This window comes from Streptomyces coelicoflavus, assembly GCF_045041415.1.
In the GTDB taxonomy this organism is placed as follows: domain Bacteria; phylum Actinomycetota; class Actinomycetes; order Streptomycetales; family Streptomycetaceae; genus Streptomyces; species Streptomyces coelicoflavus.
This window is the reverse complement of the sequence record NZ_CP108218.1, coordinates 6558345-6577056: the sequence shown is the minus strand read 5'-3', so window position 1 is coordinate 6577056 and position 18712 is coordinate 6558345. Positions and strand designations below refer to the sequence as shown.

The 18712-nt window shown below is 72.9% G+C and carries 17 protein-coding genes; 10 read left to right on the top strand and 7 right to left on the bottom strand.

Annotated features, from left to right (window positions below; all coding sequences use genetic code 11):
- Nucleotides 1-155 precede the first annotated feature (155 nt).
- A complete protein-coding gene (locus tag OHA99_RS29465) occupies nucleotides 156-1244 on the top strand; it encodes a DUF3533 domain-containing protein (protein ID WP_366473244.1) in 1089 nt (362 codons plus the stop codon).
- 118 nt (nucleotides 1245-1362) lie between these two features.
- Here OHA99_RS29465 and OHA99_RS29460 read toward each other — a convergent pair whose 3' ends face one another.
- Nucleotides 1363-2445 (bottom strand): S1 family peptidase, encoded by a 1083-nt coding sequence (locus OHA99_RS29460; protein ID WP_153180569.1) that lies wholly within the window; start codon nucleotides 2443-2445, stop codon nucleotides 1363-1365.
- Nucleotides 2446-2736: 291 nt separating this feature from the next.
- On the opposite strand from OHA99_RS29460, the gene OHA99_RS29455 reads away from it, so the two are divergent.
- The 4 genes from OHA99_RS29455 to OHA99_RS29440 are packed head-to-tail and all read left to right on the top strand — an operon-like array spanning nucleotide 2737 to nucleotide 6246.
- The gene (locus tag OHA99_RS29455) at nucleotides 2737-3732 is read left to right on the top strand and encodes an ABC transporter ATP-binding protein (protein WP_405698368.1); all 996 of its coding nucleotides are present in this window, start codon (nucleotides 2737-2739) and stop codon (nucleotides 3730-3732) included.
- Nucleotides 3729-4448 carry an ABC transporter permease gene (locus tag OHA99_RS29450; RefSeq protein ID WP_164385301.1) on the top strand — a complete coding sequence of 240 codons (720 nt, stop codon included), beginning with the start codon at nucleotides 3729-3731 and terminating at the stop codon, nucleotides 4446-4448. Before OHA99_RS29455 ends, OHA99_RS29450 begins: the two co-directional genes overlap by 4 nt.
- On the top strand, nucleotides 4445-5584 hold the full coding sequence (locus tag OHA99_RS29445; protein ID WP_405698367.1) for a sensor histidine kinase: 1140 nt from the start codon (nucleotides 4445-4447) through the stop codon (nucleotides 5582-5584). The genes OHA99_RS29450 and OHA99_RS29445 overlap by 4 nt, the downstream gene beginning before the upstream one ends.
- Nucleotides 5581-6246 carry a response regulator transcription factor gene (locus tag OHA99_RS29440; protein WP_282881060.1) on the top strand — a complete coding sequence of 222 codons (666 nt, stop codon included), beginning with the start codon at nucleotides 5581-5583 and terminating at the stop codon, nucleotides 6244-6246. Before OHA99_RS29445 ends, OHA99_RS29440 begins: the two co-directional genes overlap by 4 nt.
- Nucleotides 6247-6344: 98 nt before the next feature.
- On the opposite strand, the gene OHA99_RS29435 is transcribed toward OHA99_RS29440, so the two are convergent.
- On the bottom strand, nucleotides 6345-7253 hold the full coding sequence (locus tag OHA99_RS29435) for a S1 family peptidase (protein ID WP_153180565.1): 909 nt from the start codon (nucleotides 7251-7253) through the stop codon (nucleotides 6345-6347).
- A gap of 368 nt (nucleotides 7254-7621) precedes the next feature.
- Nucleotides 7622-8818 (bottom strand): DUF5685 family protein, encoded by a 1197-nt coding sequence (locus tag OHA99_RS29430; RefSeq protein ID WP_153180564.1) that lies wholly within the window; start codon nucleotides 8816-8818, stop codon nucleotides 7622-7624.
- Nucleotides 8819-9107: 289 nt separating this feature from the next.
- On the opposite strand from OHA99_RS29430, the gene OHA99_RS29425 reads away from it, so the two are divergent.
- Entirely contained in the window at nucleotides 9108-9548 is a 441-nt protein-coding gene (locus tag OHA99_RS29425; protein WP_007447969.1) for a cell division protein SepF, read from the top strand.
- A 40-nt stretch (nucleotides 9549-9588) separates the two neighbouring features.
- On the opposite strand, the gene OHA99_RS29420 is transcribed toward OHA99_RS29425, so the two are convergent.
- Both OHA99_RS29420 and OHA99_RS29415 read right to left on the bottom strand, forming a co-directional pair.
- The gene (locus OHA99_RS29420; RefSeq protein WP_405698366.1) at nucleotides 9589-10782 is read right to left on the bottom strand and encodes an acyl-CoA dehydrogenase family protein; all 1194 of its coding nucleotides are present in this window, start codon (nucleotides 10780-10782) and stop codon (nucleotides 9589-9591) included.
- 531 nt (nucleotides 10783-11313) lie between these two features.
- The gene (locus tag OHA99_RS29415) at nucleotides 11314-12918 is read right to left on the bottom strand and encodes an MFS transporter (protein ID WP_405698365.1); all 1605 of its coding nucleotides are present in this window, start codon (nucleotides 12916-12918) and stop codon (nucleotides 11314-11316) included.
- A gap of 257 nt (nucleotides 12919-13175) precedes the next feature.
- Here OHA99_RS29415 and OHA99_RS29410 point away from each other — a divergent pair, with 257 nt between their 5' ends.
- Nucleotides 13176-14351 (top strand): mannosyltransferase family protein, encoded by a 1176-nt coding sequence (locus OHA99_RS29410; protein ID WP_405698364.1) that lies wholly within the window; start codon nucleotides 13176-13178, stop codon nucleotides 14349-14351.
- Nucleotides 14352-14624: 273 nt separating this feature from the next.
- Entirely contained in the window at nucleotides 14625-15644 is a 1020-nt protein-coding gene (locus OHA99_RS29405) for a phosphatase PAP2 family protein (protein ID WP_164385295.1), read from the top strand.
- A gap of 28 nt (nucleotides 15645-15672) precedes the next feature.
- Here OHA99_RS29405 and OHA99_RS29400 read toward each other — a convergent pair whose 3' ends face one another.
- A complete protein-coding gene (locus OHA99_RS29400; RefSeq protein WP_153180559.1) occupies nucleotides 15673-15888 on the bottom strand; it encodes an I78 family peptidase inhibitor in 216 nt (71 codons plus the stop codon).
- Between the two features lie 378 nt (nucleotides 15889-16266).
- On the bottom strand, nucleotides 16267-17100 hold the full coding sequence (locus OHA99_RS29395; protein WP_405698363.1) for a hypothetical protein: 834 nt from the start codon (nucleotides 17098-17100) through the stop codon (nucleotides 16267-16269).
- A gap of 407 nt (nucleotides 17101-17507) precedes the next feature.
- On the opposite strand from OHA99_RS29395, the gene OHA99_RS29390 reads away from it, so the two are divergent.
- Both OHA99_RS29390 and OHA99_RS29385 read left to right on the top strand, forming a co-directional pair.
- Nucleotides 17508-18305, top strand: a complete 798-nt coding sequence (locus OHA99_RS29390) for a hypothetical protein (RefSeq protein ID WP_007448008.1) — start codon at nucleotides 17508-17510, stop codon at nucleotides 18303-18305.
- A gap of 73 nt (nucleotides 18306-18378) precedes the next feature.
- Nucleotides 18379-18672 carry a hypothetical protein gene (locus OHA99_RS29385; protein WP_102931335.1) on the top strand — a complete coding sequence of 98 codons (294 nt, stop codon included), beginning with the start codon at nucleotides 18379-18381 and terminating at the stop codon, nucleotides 18670-18672.
- The last annotated feature ends 40 nt before the right edge of the window (nucleotides 18673-18712 follow it).

Sequence of the window (18712 nt, the reverse complement as noted above, 5' to 3'; positions counted from 1 at the left end):
GAAACCGACGCGTGACCACGTAGGCCCGAACGCCACTATCGAACATCTGTTCCCAGCTACCCCACCCACCATACCCCCATCCTCGAATGTGTGTACGACATCCGTTCGGCCCCGTCCCACCTGCGCAAACACCCCCCGACCCGGACTGTGGGGACATGTCACACACACCGGGCCCCCGCACGCGAAGCGGCACGCGAGGCGGCACGCGAGGCGGCTCCTTCCTCGGTGAGGTGAGGGACGCCGTCACCCCGCGGGCCACCCTGCTCGTGCTCGGCGTGATCGCGCTCCAGCTGCTGTTCATCGCCTCCTACGTGGGGGCGCTGCACGACCCCCGGCCGAGGGACGTGCCCTTCGGGGTGGCCGGGCCCGGTGCGGCCGCCGGACGGACGGTGGACCGGCTGGAGCGGCTGCCCGGCTCCCCGCTGGACCCGCGCACGGTGGCCGACGAGGCGGACGCCCGGGAGCAGATCATGAACCGGGAGATCGACGGCGCCCTGATCGTGAACCCAGGGGGCGGACAGGACACCCTGCTGGTCGCCTCCGGCGGCGGCACCGTCCTCGCCACCACTCTGGAGCGTGTCGTCGGCAAGGCGGAGCAGGCCGAGAAGCGCACCGCGCGGACCGTCGACGTGGCCCCGGCCTCGCCCCACGACTTCAACGGGCTGTCGTCCTTCTACCTGGTCGTGGGCTGGTGCGTGGGCGGCTATCTGTGCGCCTCGATCCTGGCGATCAGCACCGGCGCCCGGCCGTCCAACCCGCGCCGGGCGGCGATCCGGCTGATCGTGATGGCGCTGGTCGCGATCGTCGGCGGGCTCGGCGGCGCGGTGATCGTCGGGCCGATCCTGGGCGCGCTGCCCGGCGGAGTGCTGGACCTGTGGGGGCTCGGCGCGCTGATCACCTTCGCGGTGGGCGCCGCCACGCTCGCCCTCCAGGGCGTCTTCGGGATCGTCGGCATCGGTCTCGCGATCCTGCTGGTGGTGATCGCGGGCAACCCGAGCGCGGGCGGCGCCTTCCCGCTGCCGCTGCTGCCGCCGTTCTGGGCGGCGATCGGTCCGGCGCTGCCGCCGGGCGCGGGCACCTGGACGGCCCGCTCGATCGCCTACTTCAAGGGGAACGACGTGACCGCCGCCCTGCTGGTGCTGTGGGCGTGGGCGGTCCTGGGAACGGTGATCACGATGCTGGCGGCCGTACTGCCGCGCCGCGGACGGGAGGAGGCGGAGCTGCCGCCGACGGCGGCCGGCTGACCGCCGTACCCGCGCGGGAAGCGCCACCTGTCACCGGGGCACACGCGGAAGTCCCGCCCCTCGCGCGCGGGACGGGACTTCACGGGTGGTGCGGGTGCCGCTCGGCGGAGCTGCCGGCTCAGCCGATCTGCGTGCCGGTGGCCGACAGGGCCTCCGTCACCGGCTGGAAGAAGGTCTCGCCGCCCGAGGTGCAGTCGCCGCTGCCGCCGGAGGTGAGGCCGACGGCCTGGTCGCCCGAGAAGAGCGAGCCGCCGCTGTCGCCGGGCTCGGCGCAGACGTCGGTCTGGATCAGGCCGTTGACGATGTCGCCGTTGCCGTAGTTCACGGTGGCGTCCAGGCCGGTGACCGTGCCGTCGTGCACCTGCGTGGTGGAGCCGCTGCGGGTCACCTGCATGCCGACGGTGGCGTCGGCGGCGCCCGAGATGGCCTGCGAGGAACCGTTGTAGAGGTTCACCTCGCTCGGGTGGTCCACGTCGGCGGTGTACTTGACCAGGCCGTAGTCGTTGTCCGGGAAGCTGGAGGCCGCGTTCTCGCCGATGACGTTCCCGGAGGAGTCCGACCAGGTCGAGATGGACTCGGTGCAGTGGCCGGCGGTGATGAAGTACGGCTCGCCGCCCTTGGTCACGTTGAAGCCGAGCGAGCAGCGCCCGCCGCCTCCGGTGATGGCGTCGCCGCCCGCGACGAAGGGCCTGTACTCGCCCTTGGTGCGCTTGAGCTCGGCCTTGGCGCCCAGTCCGTCGACCACCTTGGTCAGCTTGGCCAGTTCGGCCTTGGAGACCGTGCGGTCGGCGGTGACGACGACCTTGTTGGTGGTCGGGTCGGTCGCCCAGGAGGTGCCCGGGATGGTCGCGTCCTCGGTGAGGGTGGTGCGCGCGCTCTTCAGGTCGGCGAGCGAGTTCTCGACGACTCTCGCCTTGGCGCCGGCCTCCTCGACGGTCTGCGCGGCGGCCTGGTCGAGCACGTTGACGACGAGGCTCTTGGCCTGCGCGTCGTAGTACGTGCCCGCGGCGTCGGCGCCGAGGTCGCCGATCAGCGTGGAGGCGAGGTTTCCGGCCGCCGTGACCGACAGGGTCTCGGGCGCGGCGGTCTTCGGGGCCTCGCTGGCGTTCGCACTCTGCAAGGTGACTCCGGCCGCGACCAGTGCGGTGATTCCCGCACCTACCACGGCGGCCCGCCGCCTGGGTATGCGTCGGTGCTTCAACTCACGTCCTCCTGTGGGGGGTCGGTCCGCGAGGTTGTGGGGACCCCGTGAACCGGAAGGCTGGTTGACGAGCGTTAACTCTCCCGATCCCACGGGCCGTACACAAGGTCGACTTCAGGACGTGCGCACGACAACTCCAGTGTGGTCACACGGCCTTCACCTCTTTGCCCCGGGCCGGCCCGGGTGTTCGCACCGGGGAAGGCGCGCGGTCGCGGTCTCCACCCAGGGTGGGAGTCCGGGTTTCGACCGTGGGTGGATGACCGGGAGATCACCACGCCGGAGGCTTCGGACATGACTTCTTCACGAGGTGTCGGAATCCGAGGTGCCGGGGATCGAGGTGCCGGGGACAGAGGTGCTGGGGACCGGAGTGCCGGAACCCGAGGTGCCGGGGATCCGCCGGTCATCAGGGTCGAAGGGCTGACGAAGCGTTACGGCCGCAGGACGGCGGTCGACGACCTGTCGTTCACGGTCCGGTCCGGAAGGGTGACGGGATTCTTCGGGCCGAACGGGGCGGGCAAGACCACCGCGCTCAAAGCGGTCGTCGGACTGGCGCGGCCGACGGCGGGCGGGGCGTTCCTGCGGGGCACACCGGTCACGGCCGTCAGGCCCGACGCCCGTCTGCTCGGCGTGCACATCGAGCCCTGCGGGGCCCATCCGGGCCGCACCGGCAGGGCGCATCTGCGTTCGCTGGCCGCACTGGCCGGGCTGCCCCGCCGCCGGGTCGGCGAGGTCCTGGAACTCGTCGGTCTGGAGGAGGCGGCCCGGCGCAGGGTCGGGAAGTACTCGATGGGCATGCGGCAACGGCTCGGGCTCGCCGCCGCGCTCCTGGGCGACCCGGAGATCCTGGTACTGGACGAGCCGGTGAACGGCCTGGACCCGCAGGGCATCCGCTGGTTGCGCACGCTGGTGCGGGAGCGGGCCGCGCACGGCGGCACGGTCCTGCTGTCCAGCCACATGCTGGGCGAGGCGGCGCAGACCGTCGACGACGTCGTCGTGATCGACCGGGGCCGGCTGGTCCACGCGGGCGCGATCCGGGACCTCGAACGCTCCGGGGAGAGCGCGGTCGCGGTGCGCACCGCGGAGACCGGGCGCCTGTCGGCCCTGGTGGCCGCCGCCGGTGGCCGTACGAAGGCCACCGACGGGGGCGGGCTGCTGGTCGAAGGGCTCGATGCCGCCGAGGTGGCGCGGCTGGCCCACCGCGAAGGCGTCCTGCTGGAGGAGATCGTCGAGCGGACCGCGTCCCTGGAGGACGCGTTCTTCGGCCTCACGGGAGGTGCGGACCGGTGAGCCGTCTGCTGCGGGGCGAACTGATCAAGGCCGTGACCACCAGGAGCGTGCTGGGCTTCGCGCTGGGCGGGGTCGCGTTCGCCGCCCTCAACGCCCTGGCGATCGCGGCCTGGTCGGGCACGCTGGACGAGGTGCCCGAGAAGGAGGAGGCCCTGTCGGCGCTGCCGATCCTGCTCCTGCTGTGGGGGCTGGTCGGTACGGCCGGTGAGTACCGGCACCGGACGGCCGCACCGGCGGCTCTGGTGGCCCGCCGTCACCGCGGGGTCGTGCTGTCCGCGAGAATCACCGCGTACGCCCTGACCGGGTTCCTGCTCGGTACGCTGACGACCATGGTGTCGGTCGGGCTCGCGTTGCCGCTCCTGAGCGGCCACCCGGGTCCCGGTCTCACCTCGGGGGACGTCGGTGCCGTCGTGGCGGGCAACCTCGTGGCGTTCGTCCTGTCCGCGATCCTGGGGGCCGCTCTCGGCGCCCTGATCCGCAGCCCGGTCCTGGGAGTGGTCGTCCTGCTGGTCGTGAACTTCGCCGTGGTCCCGCTGCTGTCCGGCGTCTGGGAGGCGGGGGTCAACCTGACGCCGTTCGGCGCGGCCGGGATCCTGAGCCGGATGACGCACCACACGACCCTGTCGGTGGTCTCGGCCGGATGGGTGCTGGCCGCGTGGACGGTCGCGGTCACGCTGGTCGCGGTCCTCGCCGAGCGACGGCGCGACCTGGCGTGAACGCACTCCTGCGGCGGGCCCGGGCGGCGTACGACCTGCTGGTCGCGCGCCGCTCGGCGCTGTTCGACCTCGCGCTGGCGGCGATCACGACCGGAGTGGAGATCGGGCTGCTCTTCGACGACGGGACCCCGGTCGGTCCGGTCCCGGTCGTGGTGACGGTGCTGGTCGGCTCCGCCCTGCTCGTCCGCCGCCGCGCGCCCCTGACGGTGCTCGTCGCGGCCTGTGCGGGTGCCGCGGTGCTCGTGCCGCTGGGTTACTCGCCGGGCGGGGCACCCGTCGTGGTCGCCCTCGCCTCGCTCGCCGACCTGCGCGAGCGGAGCGTCTCGGTGGCGGCGCTCGTCCCGACGGCGCTGTTCCTTCAGTCGGCGAGCATCTCCTCGCTGCCCGTCCCGATCGGCGCGTGGGCCCTCGGCTCGTACCTCCAGACCCGGCGGCGCTACACCCGGGCGCTGGAGGACCGCGCGGCCACCCTGGAACGCGAGCGCGGGCAGCTCGACCAGATCGCGGCGCAGCGGGAACGCACCTCCATCGCCCGCGAGCTCCACGACATCGTCGCCCACTCCGTCACCGTCATGCTGATCGGCGTGCGCGGCGCCCGGGACATCCTGCCGACCGATCCCCGCGTCGCGGACGAGACCCTGGAACGGGTCGAGGTCAACGCCGAGCAGAGCCTGGCCGAGCTGCGCCGGATCCTCGGCCTGCTGCGCACTCCGGAGCACCACGCGCAGTGGCGGCCCCAGCCGTCGCTCGGGCAGCTCGCCGAGCTGGTCTCCGGATACCGTGCGGCCGGGATGCCCGTGCGGCTGGAGAGCACCGGCACGGCCCGGCCGCTGGCCGGCGGACTGGAACTGTCGGCCTACCGCATCGTCGAGGAGGCACTGACCAACGTGCTCAGACACTCCGATCCCGCCCGGGTCACGGTGACGCTCCACTACGGCCGGACGCACCTGCACGTCACGGTCGAGGACGACGGCGGCGGCCCACGCGACCCGGCCCCGTCGTCCGCCGGGCACGGCATCCGCGGGATGCGGGAACGCGCGGCGGTGACCGGCGGGAGCCTGGACGCCCGCCCCACCGCCGACGGATTCGTGGTGACCGCCCGGCTCCCGGCCGGGGACGCCGGAGCCGCGGCATGACCATCCGCCTTCTGATCGTCGACGACCAGGAGCTGATCCGCACCGGCTTCCGGCTGTTCCTCCAGACCCAGCACGATCTCGAGGTGGTCGGCGAGGCCGCCGACGGCCAGGAGGCACTCGACCGGGCCGCCGCTCTGCGGCCCGACGTGGTGCTGATGGACGTCCGCATGCCCCTCATGGACGGTGTCGAGGCCACCTCCCGGCTGACCGCCTCCGGCTCCTCGCCCCGGGTGCTGATCCTCACCACCTACGACCTGGACGAATACGTCTTCGGCGCGCTGCGGGCGGGCGCGTCGGGCTTCCTCCTGAAGGACGCCTCGCGCGCCCGCCTGCTGGAGGCGATCCGGGTCGTCCACGCCGGCGAGGCCCTGCTCTCGCCGTCGATCACCCGCAGGCTGATCGAGGACTACGCCACCCGCGCCGCACCCGTCCGGCCGCGGGCCACGGTGCTGGCCGGCCTCACCCCGCGGGAACGGGAGATCCTCCTCCTGGTGGCCAGGGGCCTGTCGAACCCGGAGATCGCCGCGCACCTGGTCGTGACCGAGGCGACGGTGAAGAGCCACATCGGCAGCATGTTCGCCAAGCTCCGGCTGCGGGACCGCGCCCAGGCCGTGGTGTTCGCCTACGAGAACGGCGTCGTCCTGCCCGGCAGCACGGGCTGAGCCCCCGCACACCGTCGCTGCGGTGTACGGGGGCTCGTCACGCTGCCGGCCGCGCTCCGGCGTGACCCGTGACAGTCCGGGTCGCGCCGGTGGGCGGTCTAGTAGACGCTGACGCCGTAGGCGTTCAGGGCCTCCGTGACCGGCTGGAAGAACGTCGTACCGCCGGAGGAGCAGTTGCCGCTGCCGCCGGAGGTCAGACCGTACGCGGTGCCGTTGCTGCCGTAGAGCGGACCGCCGGAGTCGCCGGGCTCGGCGCAGACCGTGGTCTGGATCAGACCGCCGACGATGTCGCCGCCGCCGTAGTTCACCGTGGCGTTCAGGGCGGTGACCCGGCCGCTGTGGGTGCCGGTGGTGGAGCCGTCACGGATGACGGTGGTGCCCACGCTCGGGGTGGCCGCGCGGGTGATGTCCACGCCGCCCGCGGTGCCGGGCTTGCTGACCGAGCTGTTGGTGTACCGGACGATGCCGTAGTCGTTGCCCGGGAAGCTGGACCCGGCCGTCGAGCCGAGAACGGTGGAGTGCCCGGAGTTGGACCACCAGGTGCCGGCGCCGTCGGTGCAGTGACCGGCGGTCAGGAAGTACTCGGCGCCGCTGCTGGTGCGGACGTTGAAGCCGAGGGAGCAGCGCCAGCTGCTCGCGTAGATGGCGTCGCCGCCCTGGATGAGCTTGTTGAACGTGCCGGGGGTGCGCTTGATCGTGAGCGCACCGGCCTTGTCGCCGGCCTGCTCCTTGATCTTCGCGATCTCGGCCTGGGAGACGGTGCTGTCGACGGTGAGCAGCACCCGGCCGGACTTGCCGTCGACGGCCCAGGCGGTGCCGGGGACGTCGGCCTGGAGCACCGCGCCACTGGCGCTGTTCAGTTCGGCGGCGCTGAAGGTGGCCGGGGTGGGTGCCGCGTTCGCGCTGGGGATCGCGATGGCGGCGGCGGCCACGAGGCCGGTGGATACGGCGATCAGCCGAGTCCGTCTCGTGATGCCGCTGCGGGGGTTGGTGCGCTTGATCCTCACTTTTCGTTCCTCCACAGGGGAAGTCGGGGGCCCCTCTTGTGGGGTTGGGGGCCCGTGAGGCGCAGCCAGGGACGGACCTCCGGGTTCCGGATACGTCGTGCCCCTGACAAGCGCTGAGGTTGGAGTATTCGGCCGAACGACCGGTCGGCGCAAGGGTGCCTTTCGGCCGTCAAGCTTTGAACGACTTTTACCCGACCCCTGCCAACTCCTGCTGCCGCTCGGCCCGGTTCCGCGCTCTCCCGCCGCACGGGGATGTCCGGAAGTCGCCCCTCCGGATGGCCCTCCGGCCGGCGCCCGCCGACGAGCACCGGGCCGGCCGACGGGAATCGACAGGAACCCGACGGGAACCCGACGGGACTGACGGCGCCTCAGCAGCTACAGCCGCAGTCGCACCCGTCGCAGCCGCAGTCGCAGCCGTCGTCGCCGCAGCAGTTGCTACAGCAGTCACAGCAGTCGCAGCAGTTGCCGCAGTCGCACTGGGAGCAGAGGCCTTCCCGGCGCTGCCCGCTCCAGGGGTCGTTGAAGGTGCCGCAGCACATCTGGCAGGTGCAGGCCAGCCCGAGCCACACCGCGCAGCCCGCGAGCAGCCCGCGCCGGTCGCGGCGCGGCGGCTCCGGGGGCGTCGGCCCACCGGGACCGCCGGGAGCACCCGGGGTACCGGGCGCGCCGGGAGGGGCGTACGGATGGCTGCCGTGGGCGCACGAGACGGTGCCGAACGCGCGGTCCACGGAACTGCCCAGCTCGTGCACGAGCAGCCGGTGCACCAGCCGCCCGTCGGTGAACTCGGCCTCCCGCAGGGCCAGCCGCACCCCGTGCACGGCGTCGTCCGCGAGCCGCCGGGCCTCGGTGAGCGGCGTCCCGGTGGCGGTGAGCGGGTTCCAGGCGCCGGCGGCGGCGTCGGCCTCCCGGTCCTCCACGGCGTCCAGGAGGTGGGCGAGCCGGCCGAAGAGGCGGCCGGCCTCGGCGAGCGGCGCCGCGTTGTGCGGCCGCCCGGCGAGGTGCGCGGTGTGCGCGAAGGCGGCGGCGGTCGCGGTCTCGGTCGGTTCGGTGACGGTGAGCAGCGGCGTTCCGGGCCCGGCGAGCGCCTCGATGCCGCCCTGCCGGTCCACGGCGTCCACCAGTACGGCGGTGTCGAAGCCGACGGCGCTGCCGCCGCGCGCTCCGGCGGCGTCCCAGCCGCCGGCGATGCGGCGGGCGGCGAGGGCCACCGGCCGGCGGGCCAGCAGGCCGTCACCGTCGGCGACATGGTCGCGCACCTTGGCCGAGGCCAGCACCAGGGAGACGGCCGCCGCGAGCCGGGCGCCCTCGCCGTGCGCGACGGACGCGGTGCGCATCCCGCGCAGCGGGCAGGGCCCGGCGGTGCGCCGCCCGGCGCCCGCACCGCCCCGCTCCGCCTGAGCCTCCGTCAAAACCGATATGAGCAGCCCGTCATAGTTCGTCACGATCCGTGCGAACTGCCCGTGATCCTTGCGCAGTGCGAGGCACAATCCGCACAAATGAGCCATCCACTGACTCGTGAGGCTCTCTCCGAGCCGGTGCCTGCACGGCCTGACGATTCCGAACACGACGCTCCCCCGTGGTTGGTACGACGCTGAGCTGCGGCATCGTACCGACCGCCCACTTCACCCGTACGCACCCGTCCTCACCCGTGTGCCGTGAAGAATCATATTTCACTCACAGTCAGCAGCCGTTTGGGAAACGACCCTTGGGACACAAGGACTCTCGACGGATCCGCTGTGCACCAGTACCGTCACAAACCCCCCGCGCGGCGTCTATCCACTTGGCGCGACGTCCGCATCATGGATGACCATAGGGATGCGGAAGCACGAAAGACCGCTGTGAGAGGAGGCGTCCATGGGATCGGTACGCAAGGCGAGTGCGTGGCTCGGCCTCGTCGACGACAACGATGACGAGCGTTACTACGACGACGACTACTCCGAGGGCACCGAGCAGCCCGGGGACGCCTGGGTCACGGACCCGCGGGTGAAGGTGGCCTCGGACGTGGCCGAGGAGAAGGGCCGCCGCATCGCGACGGTCACCCCGGACAGCTTCCGGGACGCGCGGGCCATCGGTGAGCTGTTCCGGGACGGCGTCCCGGTCATCGTGAACCTGACGGCCATGGAGGGCACCGACGCCAAGCGGGTCGTCGACTTCGCGGCCGGACTCATCTTCGGCCTGCGCGGTTCGATCGAGCGGGTGTCCACCCGCGTGTTCCTGCTCAGCCCGGCCGACACCCAGGTCATCAGCGGCGAGCCCGCCGCGCACCGTTCCGACGGCTTCTTCAACCAGAGCTGAGGCGGGGCCGCACACACGGCCCCGCCCCACCCCCGGCCTCTCACCGGAAGGCGTCGAGCCCGGTGAGCGCCTTGCCCAGCACCAGCTGGTGCATCTCGACGGTGCCCTCGTAGGTGAGCACCGATTCCAGGTTCGTCGCGTGCCGCATCACGGGATATTCGAGCGAGATCCCGTTGGCGCCGAGGATCGTACGGGCCGTACGGCAGATGTCGATGGCCTCGCGCACGTTGTTGAGCTTGCCGAAGCTGACCTGCTCGGGACGCAGGCGGCCGGCGTCCATGCGCCGCCCGAGGTGGTGGGCGAGCAGGATCCCCTTGTGCAGTTCGACCGCCATGTCGGCGAGCTTGGCCTGGGTCAGCTGGAAGCCTCCGATGGGCCGCCCGAACTGCTCCCGCGACTTCGCGTACTCCACGGCCGCCTCGAAGGAACTGCGCGCCGCCCCCATCGAGCCCCAGACGATCCCGTAACGGGCGTGCGACAGACAGCTCAGCGGCCCGCGCAGCCCGGTCACCTCCGGCAGCACCGCGTCGGCGGGCAGCCGTACGTCGTCCATGACGAGCTCGCTGGTGACGCTGGCGCGCAGGGACCACTTGTGCTTGATCTCGGGCGCGGAGAACCCCGCGCTGTCGGTCGGCACGACGAACCCGCGGATCCCCTCCTCGGTCTGCGCCCAGACCACGGCGACGCCGGCCACCGAGCCGTTGGTGATCCACATCTTGCGCCCGTTGAGCACCCAGTCCCCGCCGGCGTCCCGCTTGGCGCGGGTGCGCATGTTGGCGGGGTCGGACCCGTGGTCGGGCTCGGTCAGCCCGAAGCACCCGATGACCTCACCGGCGGCCATGCGCGGCAGCCACGCCTCCTTCTGCTCCTCGCTCCCGAAGCGGTGGATGGCGTACATGGCGAGGGAACCCTGCACGGAGACCAGGGAGCGGATGCCGGAGTCGGCCGCCTCCAGCTCCAGACAGGCCAGCCCGTACTGGACGGCGCTCGCGCCGGCGCAGCCGTACCCCTCCAGGGACATGCCGAGCGCGCCGATGCCCCCGAGGTCGCGCGCGAGCTCCCGGATCCCGGGCAGCTCGCCCTTCTCGTACCAGTCCGCGACGTACGGCAGCACACGGTCCGCGGCCCAGCCCCGCACGGTGTCCCGGACCGCCAGGTCCTCCGGTTCCAGCAGGTCGTCGATGCCGAGGGGGTCGGCGGGGTCGAACGCGGGCAACTTGGGGGACGCGGCCATGGGACACCCTCCGGGGGACTTTAAAACTAGCGGCGCTAGTTACGACTCTCATGCCGACGTTACGACGCACCGCTCCCCACGTCCACCATGCCAGTCCCCCACCCACGCACCACCCGTTCACCGTCGGGAACGAGGCGGACGTCGCCCGCGGGGGTGACCCACCGCCGGCGGCTTGCGGTGGGGGTGGGTGGCGACACGCGGTGCGAAGAGCGATGACGGCCCGTCGCGGCGGGGAGGCAACTCACGGCAGGCCGTGCAACGCCTCGTGCACGGGACGCTGCGGCAACTCACGGCAGGCCGTGCGACGCCTCGTGCACGGGACGCTGCGGCAACTCACGGCAGGCCGTGCGACGCCTCGCGCAGGGGCGGTGCGGCAGCTCGCGGCGCACTGCGCGCGAGCCCGCGATGCCGCGGCTCTGGAGCCGGACCCGTGACGGGCCGGCAGCCGCCGACGCTCCTCGGCCACCCACGGGAAACGTCCACCCCGCTCCCGACGGTGAACGGGTGGTGCGTGGGTGGGAGGCCGTGGGGTCACACCGAGACGCGGGACTGGGCATCCACCGAGCCCCGGGGCGCCGGCACCGAAACCTCCTCGCACTGCATCACCCGCGGCAACCGCAACGCCATCACCGCCCCCAACAGCAACAACACCGCACTCACCACCAACGTCACATGCAGCCCGTGCACGAACGCGTCCCCCGCGGCCCGCCGCAGCGCGACCCCCGCAGGCCCCCCGAGCTGCCCGGCAACCTCGTACGCCTCCCCCAGCGAATGCCCCGCCGCCACCGACGCCGACGACGGCACCCCGGGCACACCCCCCGTCAGTCCGGGCGCGTACGCCGCGTTCATCACGCTGCCCAGCAGGGCGATACCGATCCCGGCGCCCAGCTGGTACGAGGTCTCCCCGATCGCCGCCGCGCCCCCCGACTGCTCCTGCGGCGCCTCGCTCAGCATCGACTCGTACGCCCCGAACAGCGTCGTCTCCAGACCGAAGCCGAGCAGCACGAACCCGGTCAGCAGCAGCGCGCAGTTGTCGGCCCGTCCCATCGCCGTGAGCAGCACCACCGCGAAGGCCGTCAGGCAGAACCCCGCGCACACCATCCGCCGCGGCCCGAAGCGCCGCAGCAGCCGCGCACCCGCGAGCCCCGCCGCCATCGCCGCGAAGGTCAGCGGCAGCAGCCGCAGCCCGGTCTCCAGCGGGGAAAGACCGAGCACCAGTTGCAGGTACTGCGCGGCGATCAGCTCGAGCCCCACCAGCGCCAGCATGGCCAGCACGATGCACCCCACCGACGTACTGAACGCCGGCCGCCGGAACATCGCGAGGTCCACCAGCGGATACGTGCGCCGCCGCTGGCGGCGTACGAAGCCCGCCAGCAGCGCCGCGCCCGCCGCCAGCGGCAGCAGGGTGAGCAGGCTCGCCACCGGCTCCCCGCCGCCCAGCCGCTTCACGCCCAGGACGACGCCGAACAGACCGCCCGCCGCCATCAGCGCGCCGACCACGTCCCAGGGCCCGCGGCCGTCGCCCTTCGACTCGGGCAGCAGCAGCCGCCCCACCGGCAGGCTGACCAGCATCAGCGGGATGTTGACGAGGAAGACCGACCCCCACCAGAAGTGCTCGAGGAGGAAACCGCCGAGCAGCGGTCCGACCGCCGCGCCGACCGCGGCCACGGCACTCCAGATGCCGATGGCCAGCGCCCGCTCCCGCCGGTCGGGGAAGACCTGCCGCAGGATCGACAGCGTCGCCGGCATGATCATCGCGCCGCCGACGCCGAGCAGCGCGCGGGCCGCGATCAGCACCTGGGCGGTGTCGGCGAGCGCCGCGAGCGTGGAGGCGACGCCGAAGAGGGCGTAGCCGAGCAGCAGGACCCGTCTGCGGCCCACCCGGTCGCCCAGCGTGCCGAACAGGATCAGCAGCGAGGCGCAGACCAGTGGATAGACGTCGACGATCCAGAGCAGTTCGATGGCGCCGGGCCTGAGGTCCTCGGTGACGGCGGGGACCGCCACGTGCAGCACGGTCGCGTCGACGGCGACGAGCAGCAGGCTGGCACAGAGGACGACCAGGACCACCCAGCGGTTGGCACCGGCCCCGGTCGCCCGACGGCGCGGCCCAGCGGCAGCCGTGGTCGTCCCGGACATGTACGTACCTCCAAGATGTTCCCTCGCGTCCGGCGGGCCGCGGGGTGGGGACTCCCTGCGGCTCGGCCGGAGGGGAGCGGGGGCTCCGGGCCGTGCAACGGAACGCGAGTGATTCGCCAGAGTACGCCAGAGCGTGCACCACACACGTGGCAGGCCTCACACATCCCGCGTCACCCGTGTGGCATACGCCACTGCGACCGCCGTCCCGCCCGCCCCGACGGGACGGCGGCTCTCGCACCCGGCAGATAATCGAGCCCGTGACCGATCTTGAAACGCGCACCGCGGGCCGCCCCGGCGCCCCGGGCCCGCCCGGTGCCCTGCGCCGGGCCGCCCCGGCGCTGCTGGGCTACGCGGCCGTACGCGCCCTGGGCCTGCTCGCCCTGGCCCTGTGGAGCGCCGCGCGCGACAAGAGCGCGTACACGCTGCTGACGGCCCGCTGGGACTCGCTCTGGTACACCAGGGTCGCCGAGTTGGGGTACGGCTACGAGGTGCGGCTGCCCAACGGCGATGTGCACTCCAACCTGGCGTTCTTCCCGCTGCTGCCCTGGCTCGAGCGGCTCGGCGCGGCCGTCTCCCCGCTGTCGTACGCGGACGCGGGCTTCGTCGTGAGCCTCCTCGCCTCGCTCGCCGCGGCCTGGGGGATCTTCGCGGTGGCGGACCACGTGTACGACCGCCGCGTCGGCGGGTGCGCGGTGCTGTTGTGGGCCGTGCTGCCGGTCGGGGTCGTGCAGTCGATGGCGTACAGCGAGTCCCTGTTCACGGCGCTGGCCGCCTGGTCGCTGTACGCGGTGCTGACGGGGCGCTGGGTGACGGCGGGGATCCTGGCCTCGCTGGCCGGGCTGACCCGCCCGGTGGGGCTCGCGGTGACGGCGGCGGTGTGGGCGGCCGCGGTCGTGGCGTTCGGACGGGACCGGAACGGCCCCGACGGCCGGGACCGCGCGCGCCGCGTGCTCGGCATGCTGCTCGCGCCCCTGGGCGCCGCCGGGTACGTCCTGTGGGTCGGTCACCGCACCGGCAAGGGCCCGCTCGGCTATCTCGACGTGCAGGCCGGCTGGCGCAACGGCTTCGACGGGGGCGCGGCCTTCGCCCGCTTCGTCGCCGCCAAGTTCACGTCGTTCCCGGCGGCCCTGGCCGGCGTCGGGCTGATCGTCGGGGTCGCGCTGCTGGTCCGGCTGTACGTGGTGTGCGTACGGCAGCGCCAGCCGCTCCCGCTGCTGGTGTACACGGGGATCGTCACCGTGCTCGCCCTGTGCGCGTCGAGCTACTTCGGCTCGAAGCCCCGGCTGCTGCTGCCCGCGTTCCCGCTGCTCCTCCCCCTGGCCCTGGGCCTGGCGCGACTGCGTACCTCCAGGTCGGCGCCGGTCGTGTGCGCCGTCGCGGTGGCGTCCGCGGCGTACGGGGCGTTCTGGCTGAACGGCTCAGGACCGCCCTGACCGGCCGGGGCCGCCCGATGGCCGCCTCGTGACCGCCGGGTCAATTCCGTACCAGCATTCGGTGAACGAATTCATAAGCACGATAAAACCGCCGACCGGACAGATCAAAGGAATTGAAGTCCAGGGCCGAGTGCACGTCCAACTCCACGGCCGGGCCGGATTGCGGATTACCCGGAAATAGAGCGCAGCCTGAGAGGAATCCCACATCACATCGTCATCACAAAGCCGTTGATTCGTCAGGGATCACTCCTCACTCGCTGTAACGTCGATTGGGTGCGTACCGAACGGAAGCCCACCCGTCTGGACCGGGTGTTCGCGAGACTGGACCGGGAGCCGGAACGACCGGAGCTCCTGGACGCGCCGGAGATGTCCCGGCACAGGTTCGCGCTGTTCGCCGGAACCCTCGCGTTCTACCTCGCGATCGTGTGGGCCGTGGTGATCACCTCGTGGCTGGTCCGGCTCGACTGGCAGGTCATGTTCTTCCGGCCCTACCAGCAGTGGCCCGAGATCCACGCGTTCGTCGACTACTACGTGGTGCTCGGCCAGCGCGGCCCCACCGCGGTGATGGTCTCGGCCTGGCTCGGCTGGCGCTCGTGGCGGCAGCACACCCTGCGTCCGCTGCTGGCGCTCGGGGTCTCCCTGCTCCTGCTGAACGCCACCGTCGGCGCCGCCAAGTACGGCATGGGCCGCCTCGGCCCCCACTACGCGACCACGATCGGCGCCAACGAGATGTGGCTCGGCGGCGATATATTTCCGAGCGGTCACACCGCGAACGCCGTCGTGACCTGGGGCATCCTCGCCTACCTGGCCTCGACGCACCGCGCCCGGCGCTGGCTGTCCGCGCTGTCCGCGGTCACCTCGCTCGGGGTGGGCATGTCCACCGTCTACCTCGGTACGCACTGGCTCAGCGACGTGCTGCTCGGCTGGGCGGCGGGACTCCTGATCCTGCTGGCGCTCCCCTGGTTCGAGCCGCTGATCACCCGCGCGGAGGCGTGGATCCTCGGCCTGCGCGACCGCTGGTACGCGCGGATCGGCCGCGAGAGGACGGCACGGCGCCCGCTGGGCCCGCCCGTGGCGGTCACCCCGCCCGGTTCCGCCCGGCCGGAGGCACCGGCTCGCGAGCCGGTCGCCGCGCCCCGCGGCACCCGCGCCCCCGCCCACCTGGCCCCGGGCCCGCACACGGCGCGCTCGGACCGTACGCCGGTGACGCCGGCCGGCAGCCGTCGGCCGCCGCACGCGGACCGCCACCCGCGCAGCTCCGCCCCGGCCGCGCGCCCCCTGTCGGGCGGCTGACCGTACCGCCGGGGCCGCCGGCCGCGCCTCAGCCCTTCCAGGCCCGGGAGACCCGGCCCTCCTTCACCTCGAAGTTGAGACGGCCCACGCGGTACTCCATGGTGATGACCGTGCCCGGCGCCAGGGACCGCACCGTGGACCAGCCCCGCTCCCGCGCCAGCCGTTCGGCCGCGCCGGAATCGAGGCCGACATAGGTGTCCGGACTGTCCTGGGGCTCGGCCGGGGGTGTCGGAATCGGTGCCATGCCGCCACGCTATGCCCTGCCCCGGGAGCGGGGAAGCCCAAGCCGGTAACGCGGGCCCCAGGTGCACCTACGGTCACATTTCTGTCACAGGATCATGATGCGCGTTTTGATGGAACGCGTTCACACGGACGGACGGTTCTGCCCGACTTCCGCGGGCGGACCGGATGAATTCCCGCGAGTCGCGGTGACCCCTCGAATAAGCGGACGGAAAAGGCGGTCCGAGCACCCCGGCGACGCCTCGCATTTCGCGCCCGAACACCACCGAACGAACTTGCGCACCCCCTCGCGCAAACGCCCGCATACCGCTTACACGAATCGAACATCGGACACACGGACACACGGACCGCCCCGTGCGGCGCTGCTCGGCTTCCGGCGGCTTCAGGCGTCCAGCGGGGTGACGGCGAGCGACAGGTCGTTGTCCCGGGTGTAGTACGGCCCGGCCGCCACGGGGCCGTGCGGCGTCCGCACACGCGCGCGGGGGAAGGTGAGGACGGGGTTCTTGTCGGCGACGTCGTCCAGCAGCCGCGCCAGGCGCACCACGGGGCCCAGGTCGCCGGCGGGCCGCAGCCACAGGTCCCAGTCGCCCGGCGCCAGGCCGTCGTAGGGGACGGTGAAGGCGAACTCCGTGCGCTCGGCGGCGACGTCCAGCCTGCGTACGCCGCCGCCCACGCCGTCACCGGACCGGGCGCGCAGCTCGGCGTCGGCCCCGGGCACGAGCTGGGTGCCGTACACCCGTCCGCGCACGGTCAGCCCGTCGCTCTCGAGGCGCAGGTCCACCGCTTCGGCGTGCGGGGCGCGCAGCCAGCTGCGGACGGTGAGGTTGCCCTGCCGGGTGGCGTACGGGATGCGGACGGCGACGTGGCCGAGCAGGCCGCTGGGGGTGCGCTCGGCGAGGGAGCGCAGATCGGTGACGCCGGGCACCAGGCGCCGCGGCTCGCCGCCGGCCAGGCGGGCGTACGCGTCCCAGCGGCCCTCGGGCAGGGACACGCTGCTGGGCAGGGCCGCCCGCAGCCGGCCCTCCGCCGCCGGGGCCAGCGGCAGGCTGACCGTGTCCGCCGAGGAGTCGGCGACGGCGTCCGCGCCTCGGCGACGCAGGATGAGCAGGGCCGCCCCGGCGTTTCCGCGCGCGGCGACGTCGAAGGTCAGACCGCCCGCGGAGTCGCCGATGCAGTCGGCGCGCAGCGGGGCGGCCGGTGGGGCCGGCGGCGTCATGCGGTGCGGTTCCTCCAATGGGCTTCTCGTCGTCCGGTTAGACCCGGAACCCCGCCTTCTGGTTGTCCGTGTCCGATTGCGATGTGGTCACGACCGGGATGCCCGGCCGGCAACGACCGTTTCCGGTCACCCTGTTCCTTCACTGATTTCCTGATTTGTCGACTCCCGAGGATGCCGGACCGACCCGCTCATTGCGCTCAACCGCAGCTCAGGACAGGCCACTTGGAGGCACGGCGACGTTCCCGGCCCCCGCGGGATCACCCACCCGTCATGGTTCGATTCCGTCGGCCGTGGGGCGTGACTCCCGCCACTGATCCCCCGTTGTCCTTGCATGAGCCGGGACCGCCCGGCCCACGGCCCGGGAGCCACCCGGTCCGGCCACGCACCGCATCCCGAGGGAGCCACCCGTGCCGCGCATGCTCGACGTCAGCGACGACGTACGCGCCGAGATCGGCGACGAAGAAGCCGACCGTCTGCTGGCCGGGGAGTCCGCCCCGGGCAGCTACGACTGCACGTCCTGCCGCACCCCGGGCGACTGCGAGCAGGAGCGCACCAGCACCGTCCTGTTCATCGGCGACGAGACCGCCGTGCTCGCCTTCGCCCACGCCGGCTGCCTGCCCTCGCAGGTCGTCAAGGTCACCGAGGAGCAGTTGCAGGGGGCGGTGCGGTCCATCAGCGCCGACCAGGCCCGCTCCGCGCCCGCTCCCGCCGCCCCCGAGAAGGCCGCGCCCGAGCAGGCCGTGCTCGGTGTGACCAGCGGACTGATCCTCATCGCCGGGGAGCTGCACCCGGCCCTCGTGGTGGAGCCGACCGCGCCCATCGCGCGGCCCGGCACGACGGGCGCCGGCGACGACTTCCTGCCGCTGCTGATCGAGCAGGGCTTCATGCCGGTCACCGAGCTGGCGTCCGCTCCGGCGGTGCTGCACGGCTGGTCGGTGCTGCTCGCGATGGGCCAGCTGCACGCGGTGCTCCAGCCCGGGACGAACGGCGGCCGGCCGGTGGCCTGGTGGCAGGCGCACCAGCCGCTCCAGGTCACCGAGGGCTGGCGCACGGCGGCCAACAAGCACCAGCAGGTGCTGATGTTCGCGGCGCCCGTCGGGTCGATCGGCCGGCAGCCGCGCGAGGACCTGCTGCGGGACGCGCTGGACAAGGCGGCGGCGAACGGACAGCTGGTCGCGGCGGCGCTGCCGCTGGCGGGAACCTGATCCCGTTCACGCGGGTGCCGGACGGCCGCCACCTGGGCCGCATCCCTTCCAGCGCGGGGTCGTTTGGACATACGTGTACGCATACGACGCCTTCCACCGCCACGGCGGCCCCTCGGCCACGCCGATCTACGACGCGCTCTACGCCGAGTACGTCCGCTCCTTCCGATCGCTGCCGGGCGATCGCAGCGGTGAGGAGGAGCTGGGATTCACGGCCTTCCGGAGCATCCCGCGCGGCAGAAGCGCCTACAGCGCCTACAGCGCGGGGGCCCAGAGCGCCCGCGTCGGCCAGCAGTCGGTGTGGCAGCGCGTCGGCGGCACGCACCACGTTCCGGCGGCGCTGCCGCCGGCCCCGCGGTCCGGCACCTGACCGCCGGACGAGTGACGCGTGAGGGGCGCCCCGGCCGGGG